Source organism: Brevibacterium sediminis, assembly GCF_024895295.1.
Lineage (GTDB): Bacteria > Actinomycetota > Actinomycetes > Actinomycetales > Brevibacteriaceae > Brevibacterium > Brevibacterium sediminis.
In genome coordinates, this window is sequence record NZ_JAHQRN010000009.1 from 21,462 (window position 1) to 47,610 (window position 26,149).

The window sequence follows — 26,149 nt, forward strand, 5'->3', positions numbered from 1 at the left end:
GATTGCCAAAAATGCGAAGAGAATGTGCAATCTGAGCACACTTATCTCGCTGTTGGCAGGAGAGCTCAACCGCGACCTTCGGCCTCCGCCGACGGTGAGATCGGGTCGGTCGCCTCGGCGAGCAGATCGAGTTCGCGGGGGAGTTCGCGCATCCGCAGCAGGCGGGAGGCGAGTACCGGCAGTGAGCCGAGCAGCGCGCAGGCTGCCAGGATCCACATCGTCCTCGTCACTCCGAGCCGGTCGCCGAGGATGCCCGCGAGGAAGGCGCCCAACGGCATCGGTCCCCATACGAGGAAGCGGATGGACGCGTTCATCCGGCCCAGCAGCGGCTTCGGGCAGAGGCGCTGCCGGAAGCTCACCTGCGCAATGTTGTAGACGACGATTGCCCAGGTCACAAGGAACCAGCTGATCAGCACGGTCGGCAGCGCCGGCAGGACGGAGGCGAGGGGAACACCGAGGAAGCAGAGGCCGCCGATCAGCGCGGACACGGCGATGCTCGTTCCTTCGCCGAGGATCTTCTGCACCCACGCCGCCGTGAGTGCGCCGAGGATGCCGCCGGCCGAGGCGACTGACATGATGATTCCGAGTTCGACCTGGTGAAGACCGAGTGTGGTGAGGGCGTACAGCACGAGGAGCGCGAAGATGCCCGACGACGCGAAGTTCGTCAGACCTGTGCAGGCAGTGATCCGGCGCAGCAGCGGGTGACCGAGGACGAATCCGAGTCCCTCCCGAATCTCGGCGACGAACCCGGACCGGCCCTCGGCCGGTCGTGGGGTTTCGCGGTGTCTGATGAGTCCGACGAGAATGCTGGAGAGACCCATGCAGATGCTGGTCAGTCCGATGGTCAGCGGGGCACCGATCGCGGTGACCAGGCCGGAGGCCAGGGTGGGGCCGGCAACTCCGGCGGTCTGCTGGCTGGCTTGGAGCTTGCCGTTGCCGTCGGAGATCGCGTCGCCGTCGACGAGTTCGGGCAGATAGGACTGATTGGCGATGTCGAAGAAGACGCTGACGATTCCGACCCCGGCCGCTGCGAGATAGAGCTGGACCATGCTCAGTGCATCGAACGCCCAGGTCAGCGGGATGGTCAGGAGAATGGCGGCGCGGATGATGTCGCCGGAGACGATGACGAGTCTCTTCGGCAGTCGGTCGACCCAGGCCCCGGCGGGCAGGCTGATGAGCAGGAAAGCCGCCGATTCCAGGGTGGCGAGCACTCCCATTTCGAAGGCGTCGGCGTGGAGGAGCTGTACGGCGATGAGGGGGAGGGCGAAGAGGACGAGCTGGGAGCCGAACACGGAGACCGTGTCGCCTGCCCATAACTTCATGAAGTCGCGGTGTCTCCACAGGGAGACGTGTTTCGGCCGCTGCGATGAGGCGGGACCGTGCTGCGGTTGTGGTTCGCTCGACGGCGGTTGGTCGGCTGCTGCCATGGCTCTTCCTCGCGACGGCGGGTGGAGGATCGGTGATTGAAGGTCAGTGATTGAGGGTTGTCAATCAGTAATGCTCCACGAGCGATTGAGGAAAGTCAATCACTTTGGACGATTGATTGACTTCTCCCGATCACTCGTTAGCGTTGAGACATGAACGATGACACACCTGCCGCGGCCGCCCTCGCCCGAGCCGTGGAGCGCAGGGACGCCACTGATGCCGAGGCCAAGGCGCTGGCGTCGAGCATTCGGATTCGGATCCTGCGGCTGTGTCTGGACGAGGCATTGAGCAATCGAGAGATCGCCGAGGCGACCGGCCTCAATCCCGCGACCTCGCTCCATCATGTGCGGATGCTCGCCGACACCGGATTCCTCGAACCTCAGGAGGCGCGGCGCGGCAAGCGCGGGTCCAGAGAGATCCCATACCTCGCCACGGGCAAGAGCTGGTTCCTCAACACCGGCGATATGACGACCGAGATGCTCGAGGCCTTCACAGCCGAGTTCACCGCCGCACCGTATGAGGAGCGGACGATGGGTCGGATGGCGGCGATGCTCACCGAGGATGAGGTCGAGGAGTTCCGGGCTCGCATCGATGAGCTGTTCGAAGAGTTCCGCAGCCGGCGCAACAAGGACGGTGCCACCCAATGGGGTCTGTTCATCGCCATGCACCCGAGCGATCCACATGACCGCTGACGGCGGCCGGGATCCCGCTGATAACGCCGGTGACAGTTATGTCGACGCGCGATGCGCTGCCGCGAATGACAAGTTAAGTGTGCTCAGAATGCCAGAATGTCTAGGATAACGGGCAATCTGAGCACACTTAGCTTGCTCACGGCCGCAAAATCGCATGTTCCGGGCTAGCGCAGCCGCAGTGACACGCGGAGCCGAACATCGCCCCTGGTGGCACGCCGAAACCTGCGGATTTGCTGGGCAGGAGCGCAATATCGTCCTAAGATGAGAGACATGGCGACCAGAACGACTTCCCCCGCTTCTGGTTCCGGGAAACGCACAGCGCGCAAAAACGCTGGTCGGTCCGGTCAAGCGGGGACCGAAGAACCCGGGACAAACGTTGTCACCGGTGCATGGAGGGGAGTGGCCCACATGGCCGGAAACCGTGCGCGAAAGACTCTCAGCGACGAACCGACCGATCAATCACCGACGAAGCGGGACGGCACAGCCTTCTTCCTCATCGGACTCTCGATCATCATCGCCGCCTTCGAATGGTGGAACATCCCCGGCGCGATCAGCGACGGCGTCCGCGGAATCGTCGAAGGCACCTTCGGCCGGGTGGCACTCGCCCTGCCGGTGGTCTTCACCTGCTACGCGATCCGCCTGTTCCTGCGCGGCGACGACAACCGCGGCAACAACCGCATCCTCATCGGGATGATCTTCGGTCTGCTCGCCGCCTCGGGCCTGGCGCATATCGCCGCCGGCAACCCGACCTTCACGAACTCCCGCGAGGCCATGGCCAACGGGGGAGGCGCGCTCGGATTCGTCGTGTCCTCACCACTGGTCGTTGCGACCACCGTGTACGTAGCGGTGCCGCTGCTCGTCCTCCTCGGGCTGTTCTCCCTGCTCGTCGTCACCGCGACACCGGTGCGCGCGATTCCCCGTCGCCTCACCGACCTGTACTACCGACTCACCGGCGGTGCCCGACCCGAAACCGACGCCGAGGCGACCGAGACCAAACAGTCCGACCTCGTTGCCGAGAACGGCCGGACCTCCGACCTCAAACCCGTGATGGGCGCCAAGCGCCGCAGCCGGAAGAAGAAGACCGAGGTCCCCGATCTCGACGCCGAATCCGCCGACGACGACACCGCCACGAAGGCCTACGACAAGGCCTACATCCACGAAGACGACGTCAGCGACGAAGAAGCCGACACCACGCGTATCGAGACCAGCCCGGAGCCGAAGCTCAAGCCCGGCCAGCGCCGGCCCACCAAGGCCGAACGCGAAATGGCCGAGCTGAAGAAGACCATCGGGATGGACGACGACGCCGCGAACCAGGCGAAGAAGTCCGAGCCCGCTGCCGCCTCGACGCCGGTGCCGACGACGAACGCACCCGCACCTCCGCCCACGGAGCAGCTGCCCGAACGCGTCGAACAGCTCACCCTCGCCGGCGACGTCACCTACACCCTGCCCGCCTCCGACAACCTCCAGCCCGGACCTCCCGCGAAGGAACGCTCCGAGGCCAACGACCGCGTGGTCGAAGCCCTGCGCGATGTGCTCGAGCAGTTCAAGATCGACGCCGAGGTCACCGGCTTCTCCCGCGGCCCGACGGTCACCCGCTACGAGGTGGAGCTCGGCGCCGGCACGAAGGTCGAGAAGGTCACGGCCCTGTCGAAGAACATCGCCTACGCCGTGGCCAGCGCCGACGTGCGCATCCTCTCGCCGATCCCCGGCAAGAAGGCCATCGGCATCGAGATCCCGAACACCGACCGTGAGAACGTGGCCCTCGGTGATGTGCTGCGCTCGAAGGCCGCCCGCAAGACCGACCACCCCATGGTCATGGGCGTGGGCAAGGACGTCGAAGGCGGATTCGTCGTCGCCGACCTCTCGAAGATGCCCCACCTCCTCGTCGCCGGTGCCACCGGTGCCGGTAAGTCGAGCTTCGTGAACTCCATGATCACCTCGATCATGATGCGCGCGACCCCCGACGAGGTCCGCATGATCCTCGTCGACCCCAAGCGCGTCGAGTTAACGATCTACGAAGGCATCCCGCACCTCATCACCCCGATCATCACGAACCCGAAGAAGGCCGCCGAGGCGCTCGAATGGGTCGTGCGCGAAATGGACGCCCGCTACGACGACCTTGCGAACTACGGGTTCAAGCACGTCAAGGAGTTCAACAAGGCAGTCCGTGAGGGCCGCATCCAGCCGCCTGCCGGATCCGAACGCGTCCTCCAGCCCTACCCGTACCTGCTGGTCGTCGTCGACGAGCTCGCCGACCTCATGATGGTCGCCCCGCGCGACGTCGAAGCCTCGATCCAGCGCATCACGCAGCTGGCCCGTGCCGCCGGCATCCACCTGGTGCTCGCCACCCAGCGACCCAGCGTCGACGTCGTCACCGGTCTCATCAAGGCCAACGTGCCCTCCCGCCTGGCATTCGCGACCTCGTCGCTGGCCGACTCGCGAGTCGTGCTCGACCAGCCCGGTGCTGAGAAGCTCATCGGTCAGGGTGACGCCCTGTTCTTGCCGATGGGCGCGGCCAAGCCGATGCGTGTCCAGGGCGCCTGGGTCAACGAGTCCGAGATCGAGAAGGTCGTCGAACACGTCAAGAGCCAGCTCACCCCGAACTACCGCGAAGACGTGGCCGTCGAAGCGCCGAAGAAGCAGATCGACGAGGACATCGGAGACGACCTCGACCTGCTGCTCCAGGCGATCGAGCAGGTCGTCACCACGCAGTTCGGCTCGACCTCGATGCTGCAGCGCAAGCTGCGCGTCGGCTTCGCCAAAGCAGGTCGCCTCATGGATCTCATGGAGTCCCGCGGAATCGTCGGACCCTCCGAGGGGTCGAAGGCCCGCGACGTGCTCGTGCGCCCCGACGACCTGCCGGGAACCCTGGCCATCATCAAGGGCGAGACCCCGCCCGAGGATTCCGGCGGCGCCCCTGCCGACGTCCCGACCGATGGAGGCCACGGCGAGTCCGGACAGACCGGATCCGGGCACGCCTCGGCAGCCGGGGACTATGACGAGGAGTTCGACGACGACTACGGCGAGACCTCCCACGGCTCGGCGTCGGCGTACAGCTCGGCATCGTCCGACCGCTATGCGAACGGCGTAGGCCATGCCGGCGACCTCACCGTCGGTGACGTCGATCCGGAGACCGGACTCGAGGTCGTCGAAGCCAGCGGAGAGGACGCCTGGCAGCTCACCGGCCGCTGACCTCATCCGAACCCCAACCCTCGCCGAGGCGGCGCACCGTACCGACGGTGCGCCGCCTCGGCGATTGTCGTTGAGATGGTCCAGGTTGGAATGATCTGCTCAGCTGACTCCGATAGGCTGGATGCGTGAACGATCGAGTCGAGGCCGGAGCCTCTCAACAGCCCTCTGCGGAACCGAGTCCGTGGAATGTCCCGAACGCACTCACGGTGCTGCGCATCCTCATGGTGCCCCTGTTTCTCGTGCTTCTGCTGGCAGACGGCGGCAACGATGTGACCCTGCGCTGGTGGGCGCTCATCGTGTTCCTGCTGGCCATGTTCACCGACTTCGTCGACGGCTACCTGGCCAGGCGGAACAACCTCATCACGAACTTCGGCAAGATCGCCGACCCCATCGCCGACAAGTCGCTCATGGCGGCCGCGCTCATCGGTCTGGCGATCATCGTCGAACTGCCGTGGTGGGTGCCCGTGATCATCCTCGTCCGCGAATTCGGCATCACCGTGCTGCGGTTCTTCATGATCCGCATCGCCGTCATGCCCGCCTCACGCGGAGGCAAGATCAAGACCGTGCTGCAGACCGCTGCGATCGGACTTTTCCTGCTGGTCTTCCCGCTCTCGGACGTGGTGCCCTCCGTCGTCTACGTCATCCTCCTCGTCTTCGCCTGGATCATCATGACCGCGGCCATCGTCGTCACCATCGTCACCGGCGTCGACTACTGCGTGCAGGCGGCGAAGCTGTACAAGGACGCGAAGAGCGGTGGGAGCACGCAGACCGGCGGGGACGCGCAGCGTGGCTGAGTCCGAGCTGATGGCGACCGCGCGTCGCATCATCTCCACCTGTACTCGATTGGGGATCTCGCTGGCGTCGGCAGAGTCGCTGACCGGGGGACGCTTCGTCGCCTCACTCGTCGATGTGCCGGGGGCCTCCGCCGTGGTGCGCGGGGGACTGGTCACCTACGCCACCGACCTCAAGGCGAGCCTGGCCGGAGTCGATGCCGACCACCTCGAGGAGACCGGACCGATCGACCCGGTCGTCGCCGCGCAGATGGCCGTCGGTGCGGCCGTGCAGTGCGTCGCCGATATCGGGATCTCCTGCACCGGAGTCGCCGGTCCCGATCCGCAGGACGACAAGCCGGTCGGACTCGTCTACACGGCGATCGCCTTCGGCGGGAAGGCGAAGGTCTTCGAACACGAGTTCACCGGCGACCGCGATTCCATCCGCAGCCAGACGGTGCAGGCGATGGCCGTCAACCTCGACGAATTCGTCGGCGAACTCGCCTTCGGGCCCGAGGCCGGGCAGGCGTCGAATACTGGCGAGGACGCCACGGAATAAGTTCGTCTGCTGTGGGGTTGACCGGGTGATGACCATCGGACGAAAATTCTCCAAAGTCTTCGAATGGACTGGCAATACCATCCGCTCGGGGCACCAGGTTGGTGCTGTGTCACGGCCAGGTTGTAAAGTTATTGGAACTACATTGACGGGACGCGCTGACAAAGGGAGGGCCGCGTTATGTTACTGAGAGTCGAAATCGGCGACGCACTTCGTTCCGCCCGCCGTCGTCAAGGACGCACCCTTCGCGATGTCTCGACCGGGGCCAGCGTTTCGCTCGGCTACCTCAGCGAAATCGAGCGCGGACAGAAGGAAGCCTCCTCGGAGCTGCTGTCGGCGATCTGCGAAGCACTCGACCTGCCGCTGTCGGCACTGCTGTCGTCTGTGTCCGATCGCTTCGCTCTCGAAGAAGGCGTGCAGATCCCCGACACCATTCCGCAGGAGCTCTCGGACAAGGTCCTCGGTCACCCCGAGGGATACTCTGCTCCGCGGCTGGCCGCCAAGCCCTGATGAGGCACACGCTGTACTGGATCCTCATGAACGAGGAGTTCGGTGAGGCGCGCGCCGCCTCCCTGCACACCGACCTCACTTTGAGCTCCTTGGGTTCGCGGACCGCAGCTCAGGCGTTCGAAGCCGGGGTCGAACCCCGCGACATCTGGACTGCCGTCTGCGATTCCATGGGCGTTCCCGAATCTCGGCGTCTCGGCAAGGAAAAGCCGCGCTCGACGCCGTTCTGACCGAGACTCGACGCCGTTCTGCTGGATCGGAGTTACCTCGCACCGTCTGTGGCTGTGCCTGCTCGGAACAGCGCTGGTCTTTACTGTCGGCGCCGTGTCGGCCGAGTGTAGACTGACCGCATGAATCAGGCCGTCCCGTTCATCACCTTCCAGCCCAGTCGTGGACAGAGCGCCGCCGAGGCCATGGAGACCTACCTCGAGGTATTCGCCGACGGGCGAGTGATCCTCGATAATCGCTATGGTCCCGACGGTCCGGGCGCCGAGGGCACGGTCATCATGTCCGAGATCGAGATTGCCGGACAGAGACTGCGCTTCAGTGACAGCTTCGTCGCACACGAGTGGGACATCACTCCCGGCGTGTCACTCATGGTCGACTGCGAATCGGCCGCGGAACTCGAGCGCATCTTCACCGCACTGAGCGCAGACGGAACTGTGTTCATGCCGCTCGACGACTACGGATTCGGGCCATTCGGGTGGGTGGGAGACCGGTTCGGCCTCACCTGGCAGTTGGGCCTGGCCCAGGCCTGACTCTCCCGGAGACACGCGACACACCCGAATATATAGAACACCTGTTCCCATGTGGGTTATCCTGGTGAGGAATCACGGGACCTGTGACCACGAGTGGCTGGTTATCCACGGGGGAATCGCTTCCTCTGTCGTTATGTCAGTGCCATCTTCTAGCCTTGGTCTCAACGGAAAAGCAACGAAGAGGAGACGTCATGGCACGTACACCCAAGAACCTTCAGGTTCCCACCGGCGGAGACAAGTCGAAGGCACTCGAAGCCGCAATGGGCCAGATCGATCGCAACTACGGCAAGGGCGCGATCATGCGCCTCGGTGACGGTGTGCGTGAGCCCATCGCCTCCATCCCGACCGGTTCGGTCGCACTCGACATCGCTCTGGGCATCGGTGGTCTGCCACGCGGTCGCGTCGTCGAGATCTACGGTCCGGAATCCTCCGGTAAGACGACCGTGGCTCTCCACGCCGTGGCGAACGCTCAGAAGGCCGGCGGAATCGCCGGGTTCATCGATGCCGAGCACGCACTCGACCCCGAGTATGCGAAGAAGCTCGGCGTCGACACCGATCAGCTCCTCGTCTCCCAGCCGGACACCGGTGAGCAGGCACTCGAGATCGCCGATATGCTCATCCGCTCCGGTGCCCTCGACATCATCGTCATCGACTCCGTCGCGGCCCTTGTGCCCAAGGCCGAAATCGAAGGCGAGATGGGCGACAGCCACGTCGGCCTGCAGGCTCGCCTGATGTCGCAGGCTCTGCGTAAGATCACCGGTGCCCTCGCCCAGTCGAAGACCACCGCGATCTTCATCAACCAGCTGCGTGAGAAGGTCGGCGTCTTCTTCGGTTCCCCGGAGACCACCTCGGGCGGTAAGGCGCTGAAGTTCTACGCCTCCGTTCGCATCGACGTCCGCCGCATCGAGACCCTCAAGGAAGGTCAGGACGCGGTCGGCAACCGGACCCGTGCGAAGATCGTGAAGAACAAGGTCGCTCCGCCGTTCAAGCAGGCCGAGTTCGACATCCTCTACGGCCACGGCATCTCCCGCGAAGGCAGCCTCATCGATATGGGCGTCGACAACGGCATCGTGCGCAAGTCCGGATCCTGGTTCACCTACGACGGCGATCAGCTGGGTCAGGGCAAGGAGAACGTCCGCAACTTCCTCCGCGACAACCCGGGCCTGGCCGAAGAGATCGAGCTGAAGATCAAGCACAAGCTCGGCCTGATCCAGGTCGACGAACCCGAGGAAGGCGCCGAGGCGGCCGGAGAAGCACAGACGGATGACGTCGAAGTCTCCTGACGCCTCGTCGACCGACGACGAATTCCCGGGCCGCGAGTCCGCCGCATCGACCGAGACGGTCGGTGCGGGGGACTCGGGTCGGAGCGATTCGTCTCAGACCGAGACGCTCTCGCAGCTGCGCAGTGCGATCTCGGAGATCGACCAACGTCATGCCGAAGGAGAGGCCGGGTCCTTCGCCGGCCTCTCCGGACTCGACGACGACGATGTCACCGGTGGCAATGGTCGAACCGACAAACGAAAGAACTCGGGTTCGAAGCGCAAGAAGAACTCCAGCGGCTGGAAGCGACAGCAGAAGGAACCGGACAACGGGTGGGTCGAAGGCGGTACCGACTCGACTCCGGATTTCATCGACGTCCCCGATTTCCTTGCAGCCGAGAATGATGGTCCAGATTTCCTGGCGAGCGATGGCAATGCCGCGCCTGACTTCGCTGCCGGTCCCGGGCTGAGCTTCGACGACGACGAAGACGACGCCCCCGACTTCGACGCGGACTACGCTCGGGCGAAGAAGACGGCGATGAACATGCTCGCCATGCGTGATCACTCCAGCGACGAACTGCGCAAGAAGCTCCTCAAACGCGACCTCATGCCCGAAGCGATCGATGTCCTCATCGAGAAACTGCAGAACTCGCGTCTGCTCAACGACGAAGAGTTCGCCCACCGCTTCGCACGGGCACAGCGCGAGAACCGGAAACTCTCCCGATCCGTGCTCAAACGCGAACTGAGCAAGAAGGGCATCAGCCCCGAACTGGCCGCCGACGCAGTGGCCGACATCGACGGCGAGGAAGAACTCGCCCGCGAAGTCGCCGAGAAGAAAGCCGCCTCCACCCGGCGTCTCGAGTATGCCGTGCGAGAGCGCCGAATCCTCGGCATGCTCGCCCGCCGCGGCTTCCCCTCGGCGATCTGCATCAAGGTCACACGGGAAGTGCTCGCCGAAGACTGAAACGGCTCCCGGGGAACGGCTAGAATGGGTGCGCCATGACTGAACTGATTGAATCCCCGACGACATCCGGAACCACCCCTCGCAGCTACGAGGTCAAGACCTACGGATGTCAGATGAACGTGCACGATTCCGAGCGTCTGTCCGGACTGCTCGACGATGCCGGCTACGTTCAGGCGAACACCGACGACCAGGCCGACGTCGTCGTCTTCAACACCTGCGCCGTCCGCGAAAACGCCGACAACCGCCTCTACGGCAACCTCGGCCAGCTCGCGAAGGTCAAAGAGAACCACCCCGGCCTTCAGATCGCCGTCGGCGGATGCATGGCACAGAAAGACCGGGACACGATCGTGAAGAAGGCCCCCTGGGTCGACGTGGTCTTCGGCACCCACAACATGGGATCCCTGCCGGCGCTGCTCGAACGCGCCCGCCACAACGAGGAAGCCCAGGTCGAGATCCTCGAAAGCCTCGACATCTTCCCCTCCACCCTGCCCAGCCGCCGCGAATCCCAGCACTCCGGATGGGTATCGATCTCGGTCGGCTGCAACAACACGTGCACCTTCTGCATCGTGCCCAGCCTGCGCGGCAAAGAGAAGGACCGCCGCCCTGGCGACATCCTCGCCGAGGTCGAAGCCCTCGTCGCCGACGGAGTCGTCGAAGTCACCCTGCTCGGCCAGAACGTCAACTCCTACGGCGCCGAATTCCGCGACAAAGGCGCATTCGCGAAACTGCTGCGCGCCGTCGGCAACGTCGACGGAATCGAACGGGTCCGCTTCACCAGCCCGCACCCGGCCGCCTTCTCCGACGACGTCATCGACGCCATGGCCGAGACCCCGACCGTCATGCCGCAGCTGCACATGCCGCTGCAGTCCGGTTCGGACACGATCCTCAAATCAATGCGGCGGTCCTACCGGACCAAACGGTTCATGAACATCCTCGACTCAGTGCGCGAACGCATCCCGCACGCGGCCATCACCACCGACATCATCGTCGGCTTTCCCGGAGAGACCGAAGAGGACTTCCAAGGGACGATGGACATCGTCCGCCGTGCCCGCTTCACCCAGGCCTTCACCTTCCAGTACTCCATCCGCCCCGGCACACCGGCAGCCACGATGGACAACCAGGTGCCGAAGGATGTCGTGCAGGAGCGGTTCGAACGCCTCACCGCACTCCAGGACGAGATCGCCTGGGACGAGAACAAAGCCCAGATCGGCCGTGAGGTCGAGGTACTCGTGACCAAGCTGCCCCACGACGATTCCCCACGACTGAGCGGTCGCGCCGAAGACAACCGCCTCGTCCACGTCGGAATCCCCGAAGGCGCCCAGATGCCGCGACCCGGTGATTTCGTCACCGCCACCGTCACCGAGGCGAAACCCTACTTCCTCCTCGCCGACTCCGGATTCTCCGTACGCCCGTCTCGAGCCGGTGACGCCTACGACCGGGCTCAGGCCGACAGCTGCGGCGCACCGAGCCCCGGACAGGGCGCCGCCGGTGCAACGAACCTCGGCATGCCGACCATCCGCCCCCGCGGCTGAGATGGGCGCCTTCGCCATCATCCCGGCAGCCCCCGTGCTGCTCGAGAACATCGACCGCAGCGAGACGGCGCGAATGGCCGAACTGCGGACTGCCGCCCGCGATACCGTGAGTACGCAGACCGATTGGGCCCTGCCCATCGAGACCTTGCCACCCGTGGCCGGGCTCGGCGGCTGGGGAATCGATCGCGGCGTCGATACTCGCACCGGTCGGCTGCTGTCCGGGACCGACTGGGTCGAAACCGTTGATACCCTGACGATGGATGAACGCAGACTCGCCGAGGCGGCCGACCCCGCCGTCATCGTCGCGATCCTTCACGCTCACGCCGCAGGCGTCGACATCGGCCCGCTCGGATCGAGCGAGCACCTTCTGCTCCCCATCGACCTGTCCGGAGCTGCAACAGAGGACGCACCCCTGGCCCCGATCGACGGCGCTCCGGAATTCGATCATGCCGTCGTCGAGACACTCACCTCCGGGACGTCGATCGACACCGAAAGACTGCTCGACCTCTGCGACCAAGCCGAGACCATGGCTGCCAACCTCAGTGTGCTGGCTGCTGGTATCCGCCACGCCGTCGACCAGGGTGCACGTTTCTCGTCTCTGGAATCGGTCATCGACGAACGTGTCCACGAAGTCCGGACACTCTGCGGCACCGGACTCTGGGAGTGATCGCCGATGGCTGAGGACACTTCGCCGATCATCACCGTCGTCGGAGCCACCGCCACCGGGAAATCGGACCTTGCGCTGGATCTGGCCGACCGCCTCGGCGGGGAGATCATCAACACGGATTCGATGCAGTTCTACCGAGGGATGGACATCGGCACGGCGAAGCTGCCGATCGATGAGCGTCGGGGGATTCCGCATCACCTCATCGACATCCTCGACGTCACCGAAGAAGCGAACGTGCAGGACTTCCAGGCACGTGCGCGGGCAGCAATTGCGGACATACGGGAGCGCGGTCTGCGGCCGATCCTCGTCGGCGGGTCCGGGCTCTACGTTCGTGCCGCGGTCGATCATATGGAGTTTCCCGGCACCGACTCCGAGGTGCGGGCTCGCCTCGAGGCCGAGGTCGCAACAGACCGGTGGATGCTGCATCAGAAGCTGCGCGAACTCGACCCGAAAGCGGCCGAGAAGATCACCGTCAACGACCAACGACGTATCGCACGAGCGCTCGAAGTCATCGAACTCACGGGACGTCCCTTCAGCGCCCAACTGCCGGACTACCAGGAGATCGAACCGACCATCCACCTGGGCTTGAGCATGGACCGGGCCATTCTGCACAAGCGCATCGCCACCCGCGTCGACCTCATGTGGGAGCACGGATGGGTCGACGAAGTGACGCGTCTGCTCGGCGTTGGGCTGGCCGAAGGCAAGACAGCATCACGTGCCATCGGATACGCACAGATCCAACGCCATCTGGACGGAGAGCTCACCGCCGCCGAGGCGAAGGAAGAGACGACGATCCGCACCCGGCAGTTCGCACGCCGACAGGACACCTGGTTCCGTCGCGACCCGCGCATCCGCTGGATCGACGGCAGCGCCGCCGACGCCGAACAGAATCTGGCGACTGCACTCGATGTGCTGAATGATCGCTGATGAAGTGGCGACTGCACTCGACGTCCTGAACGGGCACTGAAGACCCGACTGGACGCTCACAGATAGGATGGAGCCATGAGCACTCCGGATACCCCGTTCGCCGCTTGGACCGATGTCAGCTTCGTCAAGGGGCACGGCACCCAGAACGACTTCGTTCTGCTCTCCGACGACGACAGCACACTGGAGATGCATCCCGAAACCGTCGCCACCCTGGCCGATCGACGGGCCGGACTCGGCGCCGACGGCATCATCCGCATCGTCCGCTCCGCAGCCAGCGGCATCCCCGGAGCCGCCGAACAGGCCGAAGCCGGTGCCGAATGGTTCATGGACTACTACAACAACGACGGCAGCCTCTCCGAGATGTGCGGCAACGGAGTTCGCGTCTTCGCCCACGCACTCCTGACCAGCGGTCGCGTCCCCGCCGATGCCCGCGAGATCCTCGTCGGCACCCGTGACGGCATCAAAGCCGTGCGCACCACCCTCAATCCCGCCCTCGGCGTCCAAACCGGAGACGACGTCGTCGACACCGGTACAGCCGGACCCGGATCCGCCAGCGACGCCTGGTACACCATCGACATGGGCGAATGGTCACTCGACCCCGCGAGCAGCGTACTCGTGACCACCGGCGGCATCGACGTCGCCCGTCCCGGACTGCGCGTATCCACCGGCAACCCGCACACCGTCGTCGCCCTGGCCGAGAACGCCGAACTCGCCGCAGCCGAACTGCGCGATGCACCCGTCCTCGACCCCGTCCCGGCGCAGGGATCCAATGTGGAATACATCGTCATGGAACCGGCCCGATCCGATGTGGCCGGGGGAGAAGGCGCCCTGCGCATGCGCGTGTTCGAACGCGGCGTCGGTGAGACCCGCTCCTGCGGAACCGGAGCCTGCGCGGCAGCGATCGCAGCCCACCACTGGGCCGGTGAGAAGTCGCCTCTGCAGTGGAGAGTCGACGTGCCCGGCGGTCAGCTGCGTATCGAGATCGAACCCAACGCCGAGGGCACGAGCGGACGCGTCAGCCTCGCCGGCCCAGCCGTCCTCGTCGCCAGCGGCACGATCAGCTGAACTCAGTCGCGCTCGACCGTGAGCACGCGGAAACCCTTCGACGATCCGGTGCGCACGACCTCGAACCCGTCACCAAGCATCCCGGCGATCCACTTCTGCAGAGAATCGGCGCCGAGGTTCTTCGATACGACGAGATCGGCGCGGCCGCCCGGCGCCAGACGCGGCAGCCAGGTCTCCAAGAGTTCGTGCAGCGCTTCCTTGCCGATGCGGATCGGCGGATTCGACCGGATCGCTTCGAACTGCAGGTCGGCGGGAACATCCGCGGCGGTGACGGTGTTGATCGTATCGAGGCCGAGCCTGCGCGCATTCGCCGCGGTGGTCTCCAGGGACCGGGAGTTGACGTCGAGTGCCCATACTCGCACATCCACCTCGGCGTCCTGGGCATCCAAGGCCGTGTGCAGGGCGATCGGACCCCAACCGCACCCGAGATCGAGGATATCGCCGGCCGGCGGCTGAGGCAGATGCCGCAGCAGCACAGCCGTGCCGAGGTCGAGGCGAGTGGGCGAGAACGTGCCGGATACGGTTTCGACGGTGACGGCGCGGCCGGCCAGATCGAGGTCGAGTACCCGCGACTTGGCCTCGCTGCTCGGCGATTCGGTGAAATAGTGCTCTGACACCGTTTCAGTCTAGACGGCTGTGGGAGAATTGATGGACACCACCGTCGGTGCGAATCGCCGCGACCGGTGGCAAGCATGACGACGTCCGCACGAGAAGTCCCGTGCGGGCGGCAGAGAACAAAGGAATGAATGACGTCTGAAGACAAGGAGCGTCGCAACGCGATGCTCGACCGTGTGCTCTCCCGAGGCGCCCAAGCCCTCGACGATCACGACACCACCCCGGGCGATGACCAGTTCGACCTCGCCGAGCGCGCCGCACTCACCCGCGTCGCCGGACTCTCCACCGAGCTCGAAGACATCACCGAGGTCGAATACCGTCAGGTCCGCCTCGAACGCGTCGTCCTCGCCGGCATCTGGAACACCACCCAGGCCGAAGCCGAGAACTCGATCCGCGAACTCGCCGCACTCGCCGAAACCGCCGGATCCGAAGTCCTCGACGCACTTATCCAGCGTCGCGACAAGCCGGACCCAGGCACCTACCTCGGCAAGGGCAAAGCCGCCGAACTCGCCGAGGTCGTCGCCTCCGTCGGCGCCGACACCGTGATCATCGACTCCGAACTCGCCCCCAGCCAGAGGCGCGGACTCGAGGACGTCATCAAGGTCAAGGTCGTCGACCGCGTCGCGCTCATCCTCGACATCTTCGCCCAGCACGCGAAATCCCGCGAAGGCAAGGCCCAAGTCGAACTCGCCCAACTCGAATACCTGCTGCCGCGACTGCGCGGTTGGGGTGAATCGCTGTCCCGTCAGGCCGGCGGCCGTGTCGCCGGCGGTGCCGGAATCGGCTCCCGCGGACCCGGTGAGACGAAGATCGAACTCGATCGTCGCCGCATCCGTACGCGCATGTCGAAGCTGCGTCGCGAGATCAACGCCATGGCGCCCTCCCGCGAGACCAAGCGGAAGAACCGCGCCCGCCACCACGTGCCTTCCGTCGCGATCGTCGGCTACACGAACGCGGGCAAGTCCTCCCTGCTCAACCTGCTCACCGACGCCGAGGTGATGGTGCAGAACGCCCTGTTCGCCACCCTCGACCCGACCGTCCGGCAGGCCAAGACCGCCGACGGCCTCGTGTTCACCTACACGGACACCGTCGGGTTCGTCCGCAACCTGCCCCACCAGCTCGTCGAGGCCTTCCGCTCGACCCTGGAGGAGGCCGCCGGTTCGGATCTGCTCCTCCACGTCGTCGATGCCTCCCACCCGGATCCGCACGGTCAGATCCAGGCCGTGCGCGACGTCCTCAAAGATGTCGAGACCGGGGACATCCCCGAACTCCTTGTGTTCAACAAAGCTGATATCGCCGAGGAGGCCGTGATCACCGGCCTGCGCGCGGAGTATCCCGATGCACAGTTCGTCTCCGCGGTCTCGAAGGAAGGAATCGATGACCTCATCGAGGCCATCGAGAACCGCCTTCCCGTCCCGGACATCGACATGACCGTGCTCATTCCCTATGAACGCGGTGACCTCGTGTCGAAGATCTACGCCCTCGGCACGGTCGAACACGAATCGCACGGCACGGAGGGCACCAGCCTGCAGGCCAAGGTGCCGACCGAACTCGTCGACGAACTGCGCGAATTCCAGCGTCCGGACCTGGTCATCGACGAGTGAAGGCTGTCGACACCCTCCTCGAATCCGCTGTCGGCGCCATCGGCGGATCGCCACGTGAGGGTCAGCAGGAGATGGCGCAGGCGGTCGCCTCGTCGCTGGACAAGGGAATCCATCTGCTCGTGCAGGCGGGAACCGGCACCGGCAAATCGCTGGCCTACCTCGTGCCGGCGGCCGAGTACGTCACCCGCACCGGCGGGAAGGTCGTCGTGTCCACGGCGACCCTGGCTCTGCAGACGCAGATCATCCACCGCGATCTGCCTCGGCTGTTCAAGGCCGTGAAGAAGGACCTCGATCCGCTGCCCCGGGCCGCACTGCTCAAGGGGCGCCGGAACTATGTGTGCAAGCACAAGCTCGCCGGCGGGTACCCCGACGAGGGCGAGGGCATGCTCTTCGACCTCGGTGCCGACGCCGAGGCGGGACGCAAACCCACAGAACGCTCCGGCCTGGGGGAGGAGATCCAGCGGATCCGCACCTGGGAGAAGACCACCGACACCGGCGACCGGGACGATCTCCTGCCCGGCGTCAGCGATCGTGCCTGGTCACAGGTGTCCGTCAACGCCTTCGACTGCCTCGGATCGAACTGTCCGCTGTTCACCGAATGCTTCGCCGAAATCGCCCGGAACAAGGCCGCCGAAGCCGATATCGTCGTGACGAACCATGCCCTGTTGGCCATCGACGCCTTCGGGGAATCGAACGTGCTGCCCGAACACGATGTCATCATCATCGACGAGGCCCATGAGCTCAAGGACCGAGTGACGAGCGCCCTGTCCGGGCAGATCAACACGAGCATGCTTTCGGCCGCGACGAGTTCCGTACGCAAACACACCACCGTCCAGGACGGGGTCGTGTCTCTGCTCGATTCCGCCGCGGCAGCACTCGAACGTGCGCAGACCTCGGTACCCGAGGGGCTCATCCTCCACATGAGCGAGGCGCTCGGACTGGCCCTGGCACAGATCCGCGACTCCGCCCGTCAGATCATCAACGACATCGGCGGCAAGACCGAGGACGCCGATGCCGGCCGGCAGATGGCCAAGGCGCGCTGCCAGGAGATCTTCGAACTCGCCGAACGCTTCTGTGACCCGGGCAAGAACGACGTCATCTGGCTGTCGCGCTCGACCTTCCGGGAGAAGGAGACGACGAATCTCGTCGTCGCGCCCTTGAGCGTGGCCGGGACCATGCGCAACGGCATCTTCGAAGAATCCACGGTCGTGGCCACCTCGGCGACCCTGTCCCTGGGTGGGAACTTCGACGCGGTGGCCGCCTCGTTGGGACTCTTCGGACCCGACGCCCCGAAATGGGACAGTCTCGATGTCGGATCTCCCTTCGACTACGGCAAACAGGGAATCCTCTATGTCGCCTCCCACCTGCCCAAACCCGGACGCAGCGGACTGAGCGAGGAAGCGCTGACCGAACTCGAGGAACTCGTCGAGTCCTCGAACGGCGGTGCCTTGGGGCTGTTCTCCTCCCGGGCGGCCGCAAACGCGGCAGCCGAACACCTGCGGACGAAGTTCGACTTCCCGATCCTGCTCCAAGGCGATGACGGCCTGCCGGCGCTGGTCTCTCAGTTCACCGCCGATGATCAGACCTGCCTGTTCGGAACCATGTCCCTGTGGCAGGGAGTCGACGTGCCGGGACGGACGAACCGCCTGGTCATCATCGACCGTCTGCCGTTCCCACGTCCGGACGACCCGCTCATGCAGGCGCGGGCACGCGATGCCGACCAGCGGGGAGTCAACGGATTCATGGCCGTGTCGGCCACGCATGCTGCCCTGCGTCTGGCTCAGGGAGCCGGACGACTCATCCGGTCGACCAAGGACAGGGGAGTGGTGGCCGTGCTCGACTCGCGGCTGCGCTCGGCCCGGTATGCCGGGTTCCTCGTCAATTCGATGCCGAGGATGTGGCCGACGACGAATTCCGATCTCGTCCGCAAGAGCCTGGCGAGGCTGGCCGAAACCGACGAAGGATGACACAAAGGCCCGCGACCGAATCGGTCGCGGGCCTTCGTGTTCAGACTGCGGAGAGCCGACAGAGGGTCAGAGGCGGCGGATGACGGCGACGACGAGGCCCATGATCTGCGCGTAGGTGCCGTCGATGGGTTCGTAGTTCTCGTTCTGCGGCATCAGCCACTGCTGACCGGCCTTGCGTTTGAGGGTCTTCACGGTGGCCTCGCCGTCGAGGAGGGCGGCGACGATCTGACCGTTGTCAGCGGTGTGCTGCTTGCGCACGACCACCCAGTCGTCGTGGCAGATGGCGGCTTCGATCATCGAATCGCCGACGACCTTGAGCAGGAACATCTCACCAGAACCGACGACCTGGGTCGGCAGGGAGAAGACATCGTCGACTTCCTGTTCGGCCAGGATCGGACCACCGGCGGCGATGCGTCCGACGACCGGCACCTGCACGGTGTTGTTGGCCAGCTCCTCGTACTTCGCGCGCTCGGCCTCTTCCTCTTCGAACGGATTGACCACTTCGATGGCACGTGGGCGCTTCGGGTCGCGGCGGACATAGCCGAGGCGTTCGAGCTGGGAGAGCTGGTGGGCGACGCTGGAGAGCGAGGCCAGCCCGGCGGCCTTGCCGATCTCGCGCATGCTCGGCGGGTAGCCGTTGGTCACGACCGCGCGTTCGATGGTTTCGAGCACGAGGCGCTGACGGGGAGTGAGGCGGAAGTCGCCCTCACCGGATGATCCCTCAGGGATCTGCACGACGTCGTCATCGGTGCGAGCGGCAGCGATCTCGCTGGCAACATCTTCGTTGCGAGGCCTGCCTCTGCCTCGTTTGTTCTGAACCATTGCTCGTTCCCCTTCGTTCTATTCCCAGCCGCTGAACGCCGTGATCTCCGCTTCGGAAATTCTCGTGTCAGTGCCGACTGAGATGGTTCTGACAGATCAATCAACAACGCTGGTTCCCTCTCATTGTCGCATAGATGTTCGAGTTGGACTGGACATTTGTTCGATTGGCATGTTGAATAGAACAGACGTTCTACCGATTACTGGTGGAATCGTACGAATGAAAGAGGTAATGCGATGTCTGCACAGAACACCGAGCTGCACCTGACCCCTCGTGGACGCCAGGCTGTGCGCCTTCTCCGGACCCTGCTCGTCGCTCTCGTCGTCATCGGCGGGGCGGTCCTCCTCGCCACCCAGTCGTTCTCGGCCGCTGCTGTCGCCGAATCGGAGACGGAGAGCATCGGCATCGACGCCGAGTCAGTCGTCGTCGGTGAGGGCGAATCGCTGTGGACCGTGGCTTCGAATCTCGGCATCGACCGCGACACCCGCGATGTCGTTGCCGATATCGTCGAGATCAACCACCTGGACACCCCGACGGTTCACCCGGGACAGACCCTCGACGTCCCCGTCCGCTGAGGTCGAACCCTGCTCGACCGGCATGGCGCCGGCCCGACCGGCAGCGCGGTGACCTGTTCGATCGGGTGAGCCGACCGGCCGATCTCGATGCCCGACCCGCCGCCCGGGCGGCGGGGGCCTCTCGGTAGAATGATCGTCGTGGGAAACATCGACTCTCTGCCAGTGCGTTCAGACCTCGTCGGCCTCAAGCCGTACGGGGCTCCGCACCTCAACGTGCCGGTCCAGCTCAACGTCAACGAAAACGCCTATCCGCTTCCGGACGTCGTCGTCGAGAGCATGCGCGCCGCCGTCGACGATCACTTCGCCGGACTCAATCGATATCCCGATCGCGAATTCACCGCACTGCGCGAACACCTCGTCACCTATCTGGACGGTGTGAACGAACGCGCCGGAGACTCCGTCGACCTCGACCCCTCCATGATCTGGGCCGCCAATGGTTCGAACGAAGTGCTCAGCCATATCGTCCAGGCCTTCGGTGGCCCGGGCCGCACAGTCCTCGGCTTCACCCCCTCGTATTCGATGCACCCGCTCATCACCACGGGCACGGGTGCCGAATGGCAGCACGTCGAACGCAAGGACGACTTCACTCTCGATGCCGAGACGGTCGCCGCCGAGGTGGCTCGTGCGAATCCGGACATCGTCTTCCTGTGTACTCCGAACAATCCGACCGGCACCTCGATCGGCCTCGACGTCATCGAAGCCGCCTACGACAACTGCGCAGGGATAGTCATCGTCGACGAGGCATATGCGGAATTCTCCCGCCCCGCCAAGTCCTCGGCGATGACTCTGCTTGAGGGTCGGCCCCGCCTCGTCGTCTCCCGCACCATGAGCAAGGCCTTCGCCTGTGCCGGACTGCGCTTGGGCTACGCCATCGCCGCCCCCGGGCTCATCGACGTCCTTCGCCTCGTCCGTCTGCCCTACCACTTGTCCGAGGTCACCCAGGTGCTGGCCTGCACGGCTCTCGAACATGCCGAACTGCTGCTGGGCAACGTCGACCGGCTCATCGACTCGCGCAACCGGATGTCCAGCCACCTCGCCGAGGCGGGCTTCACCGTCCACGACAGCGATTCGAACTTCGTCCTCTTCGGCAACATCGCCTCACCGGCCGACCTGTGGCAGAAGCTTCTCGACCGCGGAGTCCTCATCCGCGATATCGGCATCACCGGCCACGCCCGCGTCAACGCCGGCACCGAGGCAGAGACCGAAGCGTTCCTGACCGCCATCGACGATATCCTCGCCGAATCACCGGACATCCTCGCGGACCGTCCGCAGTCTCCGACCCCGTCATCAGCCGTCCCGACGAAAGGCACTCCATGAGGCAGGCCCAGAACTCACGCACCACGTCCGAGTCCACGGTGTCCGTGTCCGTCAACCTCGACGGCACCGGCACCTCGAACATCTCGACGAGTGTGCCGTTCTTCGACCATATGCTCACCGCCCTGTCGAAGCACTCGATGATCGACCTCGACATCACCGCGACCGGTGACACGCACATCGACGTCCACCACACCGTCGAAGACACCTCGATCGTGCTCGGTCAGACCCTGCGCGAGGCTCTCGGCGACAAGGTCGGCATCCGCCGCTACGGCTTCGCCGCCGTGCCGCTGGACGAGGCCCTGGCCCAGTGCGTCGTCGACGTCTCTGGTCGCCCCTATTTCGTCCACGACGGCGAGCCCGAGGGCCAGCAGTACCACCTCATCGGCGGTCACTTCACCGGTTCGATGACCTCCCACTCGCTGGAATCGATCGCCTTCAACGGCGGACTGACCGTCCACCTCGACCTGGTGCGCGGTCGCGACCCGCACCACATCGTCGAAGCCGAGTTCAAAGCCTTCGCCCGCGCGCTGCGCGAGGCCGTCGAAACCGATCCGCGCAGCAACTCCGTTCCCAGCACCAAGGGAGTCCTGTGAGCACGACCGTCATCGTGACCCCGTTCGGGGTCGCCCAACAGCTGGCCGCCGCCTGCGTGCTGTCGAACATCTCCGGCACCATCGTGCCGATCGGCGAGTTCAGCGGAATCGTGCTCGCCGACACGGATGTCAAAGCCGGCAACGAGGCGGCCGCCGCGATCTCGAAGCTCGCGGGCAAACATGAGGTCCTCCTCCTCGTGCGCAGCGAAGAGCAGATCGACGCCGGCCACTTCCGCCACGGTGCCCGGGAGTCCGATGTGCCGGCCGGGCTGGCGCTGAAGAACCTGCCCGATGTGCTCGAAGGTCTGCTGCTCGAAACCGTTGCAGCAGAGGACGTCGAAGGCAATATCCCGACCTCGTCGATGACGAAGCTGCAGGCCAGTGCGGCCACGATGAGCCCGGGTCGGGCCGCCATGGCACGCACCGCGCTGCTGTGGATCATCGCCGCCGTCCTCGCCGGACTCGTGATGGCCTTCGGCATCGCACTGGCCCTGGGTGGGAACACCATCGCCTGGGTCGTCGCCGCACTCGGTGCCATCGTCCTCGGGTTCTCCCTGTGGAGGATCTGGTCGGTGCTGAGCAAGGGGGCGAAGCGATGACGACTGTCGCCGTCCTCGACTACGGTGCCGGCAACGTGCGCTCCGCCGTCCGTGCGGTCGCCGCAGCCGGCGCCGAGGTCACTCTCACGGCCGATCACGATGTCATCAACGACTCCGACGGACTGCTGGTCCCAGGCGTCGGCGCGTTTTCGGCCGTGATGGCCGGACTGGAGAACGTCGGGGGAGTCGACCTCATCCGGGCACGCCACGAACAGGGTCGACCGCTGCTCGGCATCTGCGTCGGCCTCCAAGTGTTCTTCGCCCGCGGCGTCGAACACGGAGTCAAGACCGAGGGCATCGGTCTGTGGTCTGGAGCCGTCACCGGCCTCGAAGCGCCGGTCATCCCGCATATGGGATGGTCGAAGGTCAACGCTCCCGCAGACTCGGCCATGTTCGCCGGAATCGGAGACGAACGCTTCTACTTCGTCCACTCCTACGCCGCGACCGAGCCGCCGGCGAACGCGACGGTCACGACCGCCCGCCACGGCAATGACTTCATCGCCGCTGTCGAAGACGGAACCACCTGGGCAGCACAGTTCCATCCCGAGAAATCCGCCGAGGCGGGCGCCAGGCTCCTGCGCAACTGGCTCGCCTCGTTCGCCGCCGACAGCAACCCGGGCAGCGATCCCGGCAGCACCGGCAGCTCCGGCACCAACCCCACAGACTCACTCAGCTCCTGACCGAGCACACCGACTATGGTTGCCTCAAACCCCGTGGCACCCTGGCAGAAAGGTCACAATGACAGACAGTTCGAACAAGCTGGTCCTCCTTCCCGCTGTCGACGTCGCCGACGGCAAGGCCGTCCGCCTCGTCCAGGGCGAAGCCGGAACCGAAACCGACTACGGTTCACCCATCGACGCCGCTCAGGACTTCGAGAACCGCGGCGCCGAATGGATCCACCTCGTCGACCTCGACGCCGCCTTCGGGCGCGGTTCGAACTCGGATCTGCTCAACCAGGTCGTCAAGGCCGTGGGGATCAAGGTCGAACTCTCCGGTGGCATCCGTGACACCGAAAGCCTCGAACGCGCACTCGACACCGGAGCCGAGCGCGTCAACATCGGCACCGCTGCTCTCGAGAACCCCGAGTGGACGGCCGAGATGATCTCGCGCTTCGGCGATCAGGTCGCCATCGGCCTCGACGTGCGCGGAACCACCCTGGCCGCCCGCGGCTGGACGAAGGACGGCGGCGACCTCTACGAAGTCCTCGCCACCCTCGAAGCCGCAGGCTGCTCCCGCTACGTCGTCACCGATGTGCGCAAGGACGGCACCCTGCAGGGTCCCAATGTCGACCTGCTCAAGGATCTCGCGCAGAAGACGGACTCTCCGATCGTCGCCTCCGGCGGAGTCTCGAGCCTCGACGACCTGCGAGCCCTCCGTGAGCTCGTGCCCTTCGGCGTCGACTCGGCGATCGTGGGCAAGGCACTCTACGCAGGCAAGTTCACTCTGGAAGAAGCCCTCGACGTCGCAGGACGGTGAGCCGGTGAGCACGCACTCGCACGAGCCGGACCAGCCCCATGGGCCGGACGAGCCCCGGTCCGCCGCGTCTGATGCCCGGTCAGGCGACGCCCACGCCCCGACGGATTCCGCCGGACAGGCGTGGGAAGGCCGGGACCTCAAACCCAACCCGTTCTCCGGCGACACCGGACTCGCGGATGCGGCCCTGCTGGAGGCCATGACCCAGGTCGCTCAGACACCCCTGGACCCGGCCGCACACCAGCAGGTCGTCACAGCCCTGTCCGGGGCCAGGCTCTATGCCCCGATCGTGCCGATGGTCGTCGACCAGGAGGTCGGAGAGAACGGGCTCATGGCCGACAACTCCTCGGAGATGGCGATGGTCCGCCTCCAAGCCGAGGACGGCCGCGAGTGCACCCCCGGATTCTCCGGAATCCCACCGCTGACGGCGTGGCATTCCGATGCCCGTCCCGTCCCGATCGAGTCCGAACGGCTCGTCCTCGGGGCGATCGAGGCCGAGTCCCAGCTCGTCGTCCTCGACCCCGGAGCCGAGTCCTCATTCCTGCTGCGCCGCCCCGCCATGTTCGCGTTCGTGCAGTCCCAGCCCTGGACCCCGTCCTGGGCCGACGCCGAGGTGGCCCAGCGTCTGCGTGCCATCGCCGAGTCCTTCCCATGGCTGGCTCGGATCGGTGTGAGCCCCGGCAGCAACAGCGTCCACCTCGGTGGGCCGGAGCTCGGCATCACGCTCGGTGTCGAGTCCGAGGTGCCGCCGGAAGAAGTGCGCCGGTTCCAGGAAACCGTCGCCGGTGACGAGGACCTCGTCGCGAAGATCGACTCCCTGGCCATCCGCCTCGTCGAAGTCTGACCGTTCCGGGCGTGTCAGATCGGCAGGGCACCTATGCTTATGACCCATGAGCGAAATCCGTGACCTCGGCCACTCGACCGCACCGGACGACAGCTACCTCGATGAGATGGCTCGACAGACCCGGGCGCGGGCCGAGCAGGCCGCCGAGTGGGCCTCCGACTTCACCGGTGCCCCCGAGGCGGGCCGGTCCGGCATCGCCGCGGGCCTCGACACTGCGGAAGGCGACCTCACGAGTCTGCTCCACACCATCCATGACCTCGCCGAGACCGCATTCGAAGAGTTCGATTCGGTCGCTGCGATCGCCTCGTTGCTGGAGAAACACGGAGTCGACGTCGAGACCGGCCTCTACGGTGTGAAGACGACGCTGCGGGCGACGACGGGATCCGGACACGGTCGCACGATCGCGATCCTCGCCGAATACGATGCCCTGCCCGAGATCGGGCACGCGTGCGGACACAACATCATCGCCACCGCCGGAGTCGGTGCCTTCCTCGCCCTCCACGCCTTGTATGAGAAGGACCCCGACGCCGTGCCGGGCACCGTCGTGCTGCTGGGCACCCCGGCCGAAGAAGGCCATTCGGGCAAAGAGGTTATGGCCCGCGCCGGCGCCTTCGACGGTATCGACGCGGCCATCATGGTCCACGGATACGGCTATGACTGCGCCGACCAGGTGTGGCTGGGACGCCGCCTGCTCAAGGTCACGTACTCAGGGGTCGCCGCCCACGCCTCGGCCCAGCCCTTCATGGGGCGCAACGCCCTCGACGCGGCGAACCTCTTCTACCAGGGGCTCGGCTTGATGCGACAGCAGATGCCGCCGATCTCCCGCCTGCACGCGGTCATCACCGACGGCGGAACGAGGCCGTCGATCATCACCGAAACCGCCACCGTGCAGTGCTACGTCCGTTCGAAGTTCCCCGAGACGCTCAAAGAGCTCTCCGACCGGGTCGAGGATGCGGCGAAGGGTGCCGCGCTTATGACCGGCACCGGCGTCACCGTCGACTGGGACGAACATCCGCCGTCGCTGCCCGTGCGGACGAATTCGGCGCTGACCGCTCGTTGGGCCGAACACGAACAGACGCGCGGCCGCCAACCGCTTCCCGCCGGAGTGCTCGACGAATCGATTGCCGCATCCACGGACTTCGGCAACGTCTCCTACCGGATTCCCGGCATCCATCCGCTCATCAAGACCGCCGACGCCGAGGTGGCGCTGCACACCCGAGAATTCGCCGCAGCCGCCAAGACCCCTGCCGCCGAATCCGCGGCACTCGACGGGGCCTACGGTCTTGCGTGCACCGCCCTGGATTTCCTCGTCGACGATGCCCTCGCCGCCGAGGTGACCGAAGAGTTCGCCCGCGACGGGGGAGCCATCGACGTCGAGCACTTCTTCGACTGAGATCGTCCCGCCGCACCCAGACCCGCGCCATCGAA

The 26,149-nt window shown here is 65.5% G+C and carries 26 protein-coding genes; 23 read left to right on the forward strand and 3 right to left on the reverse strand.

Going from position 1 to position 26,149, the window contains the following annotated elements:
* Positions 1–65 precede the first annotated feature (65 nt).
* Positions 66–1,427 carry an MFS transporter gene (locus KTJ89_RS17040; protein WP_374990292.1) on the reverse strand — a complete coding sequence of 454 codons (1,362 nt, stop codon included), beginning with the start codon at positions 1,425–1,427 and terminating at the stop codon, positions 66–68.
* Positions 1,428–1,577: 150 nt separating this feature from the next.
* Here KTJ89_RS17040 and KTJ89_RS17045 point away from each other — a divergent pair, with 150 nt between their 5' ends.
* The 13 genes from KTJ89_RS17045 to dapF all read left to right on the forward strand — a co-directional run bounded on the left by KTJ89_RS17045 (position 1,578) and on the right by dapF (position 14,314).
* Positions 1,578–2,117: an ArsR/SmtB family transcription factor gene (locus KTJ89_RS17045; RefSeq protein WP_139908400.1), complete on the forward strand. Its 540-nt coding sequence runs from the start codon at positions 1,578–1,580 to the stop codon at positions 2,115–2,117.
* Positions 2,118–2,525: 408 nt separating this feature from the next.
* Positions 2,526–5,309, forward strand: coding sequence for an FtsK/SpoIIIE family DNA translocase (locus tag KTJ89_RS17050; protein ID WP_259358598.1), 2,784 nt, complete (start codon positions 2,526–2,528; stop codon positions 5,307–5,309).
* 125 nt (positions 5,310–5,434) lie between these two features.
* On the forward strand, positions 5,435–6,103 hold the full coding sequence (gene pgsA, locus KTJ89_RS17055; protein WP_172174408.1) for a CDP-diacylglycerol--glycerol-3-phosphate 3-phosphatidyltransferase: 669 nt from the start codon (positions 5,435–5,437) through the stop codon (positions 6,101–6,103).
* Positions 6,096–6,638, forward strand: a complete 543-nt coding sequence (locus KTJ89_RS17060) for a CinA family protein (protein WP_374990293.1) — start codon at positions 6,096–6,098, stop codon at positions 6,636–6,638. The genes pgsA and KTJ89_RS17060 overlap by 8 nt, the downstream gene beginning before the upstream one ends.
* Positions 6,639–6,815: 177 nt before the next feature.
* A complete protein-coding gene (locus KTJ89_RS17065; protein WP_098731348.1) occupies positions 6,816–7,145 on the forward strand; it encodes a helix-turn-helix domain-containing protein in 330 nt (109 codons plus the stop codon).
* Positions 7,145–7,372, forward strand: a complete 228-nt coding sequence (locus KTJ89_RS17070) for a DUF3046 domain-containing protein (protein WP_139470110.1) — start codon at positions 7,145–7,147, stop codon at positions 7,370–7,372. Before KTJ89_RS17065 ends, KTJ89_RS17070 begins: the two co-directional genes overlap by 1 nt.
* A 120-nt stretch (positions 7,373–7,492) precedes the next feature.
* Entirely contained in the window at positions 7,493–7,900 is a 408-nt protein-coding gene (locus KTJ89_RS17075; protein ID WP_259358599.1) for a VOC family protein, read from the forward strand.
* A gap of 191 nt (positions 7,901–8,091) precedes the next feature.
* Positions 8,092–9,183, forward strand: coding sequence for a recombinase RecA (gene recA / locus KTJ89_RS17080; RefSeq protein ID WP_139908395.1), 1,092 nt, complete (start codon positions 8,092–8,094; stop codon positions 9,181–9,183).
* Positions 9,164–10,123 carry a regulatory protein RecX gene (locus tag KTJ89_RS17085; protein ID WP_259358600.1) on the forward strand — a complete coding sequence of 320 codons (960 nt, stop codon included), beginning with the start codon at positions 9,164–9,166 and terminating at the stop codon, positions 10,121–10,123. The genes recA and KTJ89_RS17085 overlap by 20 nt, the downstream gene beginning before the upstream one ends.
* Before the next feature lie 35 nt (positions 10,124–10,158).
* On the forward strand, positions 10,159–11,655 hold the full coding sequence (gene miaB, locus KTJ89_RS17090) for a tRNA (N6-isopentenyl adenosine(37)-C2)-methylthiotransferase MiaB (RefSeq protein WP_259358601.1): 1,497 nt from the start codon (positions 10,159–10,161) through the stop codon (positions 11,653–11,655).
* A gap of 1 nt (position 11,656) precedes the next feature.
* Positions 11,657–12,322 carry a hypothetical protein gene (locus KTJ89_RS17095; RefSeq protein WP_259358602.1) on the forward strand — a complete coding sequence of 222 codons (666 nt, stop codon included), beginning with the start codon at positions 11,657–11,659 and terminating at the stop codon, positions 12,320–12,322.
* A 6-nt stretch (positions 12,323–12,328) separates the two neighbouring features.
* Positions 12,329–13,249 carry a tRNA (adenosine(37)-N6)-dimethylallyltransferase MiaA gene (miaA, locus tag KTJ89_RS17100; RefSeq protein WP_259358603.1) on the forward strand — a complete coding sequence of 307 codons (921 nt, stop codon included), beginning with the start codon at positions 12,329–12,331 and terminating at the stop codon, positions 13,247–13,249.
* Between the two features lie 75 nt (positions 13,250–13,324).
* The gene (gene dapF, locus KTJ89_RS17105) at positions 13,325–14,314 is read left to right on the forward strand and encodes a diaminopimelate epimerase (RefSeq protein WP_259358604.1); all 990 of its coding nucleotides are present in this window, start codon (positions 13,325–13,327) and stop codon (positions 14,312–14,314) included.
* 2 nt (positions 14,315–14,316) lie between these two features.
* Here the strand turns inward: dapF and KTJ89_RS17110 are convergent, their stop codons facing one another.
* The gene (locus KTJ89_RS17110) at positions 14,317–14,931 is read right to left on the reverse strand and encodes a class I SAM-dependent methyltransferase (RefSeq protein WP_259358605.1); all 615 of its coding nucleotides are present in this window, start codon (positions 14,929–14,931) and stop codon (positions 14,317–14,319) included.
* 129 nt (positions 14,932–15,060) lie between these two features.
* Between KTJ89_RS17110 and hflX the strand changes: the two genes are divergently transcribed.
* Positions 15,061–16,533: a GTPase HflX gene (hflX, locus tag KTJ89_RS17115; RefSeq protein ID WP_259358606.1), complete on the forward strand. Its 1,473-nt coding sequence runs from the start codon at positions 15,061–15,063 to the stop codon at positions 16,531–16,533.
* Positions 16,530–18,500 carry an ATP-dependent DNA helicase gene (locus KTJ89_RS17120; protein WP_259358607.1) on the forward strand — a complete coding sequence of 657 codons (1,971 nt, stop codon included), beginning with the start codon at positions 16,530–16,532 and terminating at the stop codon, positions 18,498–18,500. Before hflX ends, KTJ89_RS17120 begins: the two co-directional genes overlap by 4 nt.
* Before the next feature lie 66 nt (positions 18,501–18,566).
* On the opposite strand, the gene lexA is transcribed toward KTJ89_RS17120, so the two are convergent.
* Positions 18,567–19,322, reverse strand: a complete 756-nt coding sequence (lexA, locus tag KTJ89_RS17125) for a transcriptional repressor LexA (RefSeq protein WP_092012603.1) — start codon at positions 19,320–19,322, stop codon at positions 18,567–18,569.
* Positions 19,323–19,556: 234 nt separating this feature from the next.
* Here lexA and KTJ89_RS17130 point away from each other — a divergent pair, with 234 nt between their 5' ends.
* The 8 genes from KTJ89_RS17130 (at position 19,557) to KTJ89_RS17165 (ending at position 26,114) form a co-directional block, all read left to right on the forward strand.
* Complete coding sequence (locus KTJ89_RS17130) at positions 19,557–19,895, forward strand: LysM peptidoglycan-binding domain-containing protein (protein ID WP_062244074.1); 339 nt, start codon at positions 19,557–19,559, stop codon at positions 19,893–19,895.
* Positions 19,896–20,033: 138 nt separating this feature from the next.
* Positions 20,034–21,212 carry a histidinol-phosphate transaminase gene (locus tag KTJ89_RS17135; protein ID WP_374990294.1) on the forward strand — a complete coding sequence of 393 codons (1,179 nt, stop codon included), beginning with the start codon at positions 20,034–20,036 and terminating at the stop codon, positions 21,210–21,212.
* Positions 21,209–21,805 carry an imidazoleglycerol-phosphate dehydratase HisB gene (hisB, locus tag KTJ89_RS17140; protein ID WP_259358609.1) on the forward strand — a complete coding sequence of 199 codons (597 nt, stop codon included), beginning with the start codon at positions 21,209–21,211 and terminating at the stop codon, positions 21,803–21,805. The genes KTJ89_RS17135 and hisB overlap by 4 nt, the downstream gene beginning before the upstream one ends.
* A complete protein-coding gene (locus KTJ89_RS17145) occupies positions 21,802–22,404 on the forward strand; it encodes a hypothetical protein (protein ID WP_139470129.1) in 603 nt (200 codons plus the stop codon). Before hisB ends, KTJ89_RS17145 begins: the two co-directional genes overlap by 4 nt.
* Positions 22,401–23,084 (forward strand): imidazole glycerol phosphate synthase subunit HisH, encoded by a 684-nt coding sequence (hisH, locus tag KTJ89_RS17150; protein ID WP_259358635.1) that lies wholly within the window; start codon positions 22,401–22,403, stop codon positions 23,082–23,084. The genes KTJ89_RS17145 and hisH overlap by 4 nt, the downstream gene beginning before the upstream one ends.
* Positions 23,085–23,142: 58 nt before the next feature.
* Entirely contained in the window at positions 23,143–23,880 is a 738-nt protein-coding gene (gene priA / locus KTJ89_RS17155; RefSeq protein WP_166823785.1) for a bifunctional 1-(5-phosphoribosyl)-5-((5-phosphoribosylamino)methylideneamino)imidazole-4-carboxamide isomerase/phosphoribosylanthranilate isomerase PriA, read from the forward strand.
* 4 nt (positions 23,881–23,884) lie between these two features.
* Entirely contained in the window at positions 23,885–24,721 is an 837-nt protein-coding gene (locus tag KTJ89_RS17160; protein WP_259358641.1) for an SseB family protein, read from the forward strand.
* A 46-nt stretch (positions 24,722–24,767) separates the two neighbouring features.
* Complete coding sequence (locus KTJ89_RS17165; protein WP_259358643.1) at positions 24,768–26,114, forward strand: M20 family metallopeptidase; 1,347 nt, start codon at positions 24,768–24,770, stop codon at positions 26,112–26,114.
* Positions 26,115–26,149 lie beyond the last annotated feature (35 nt).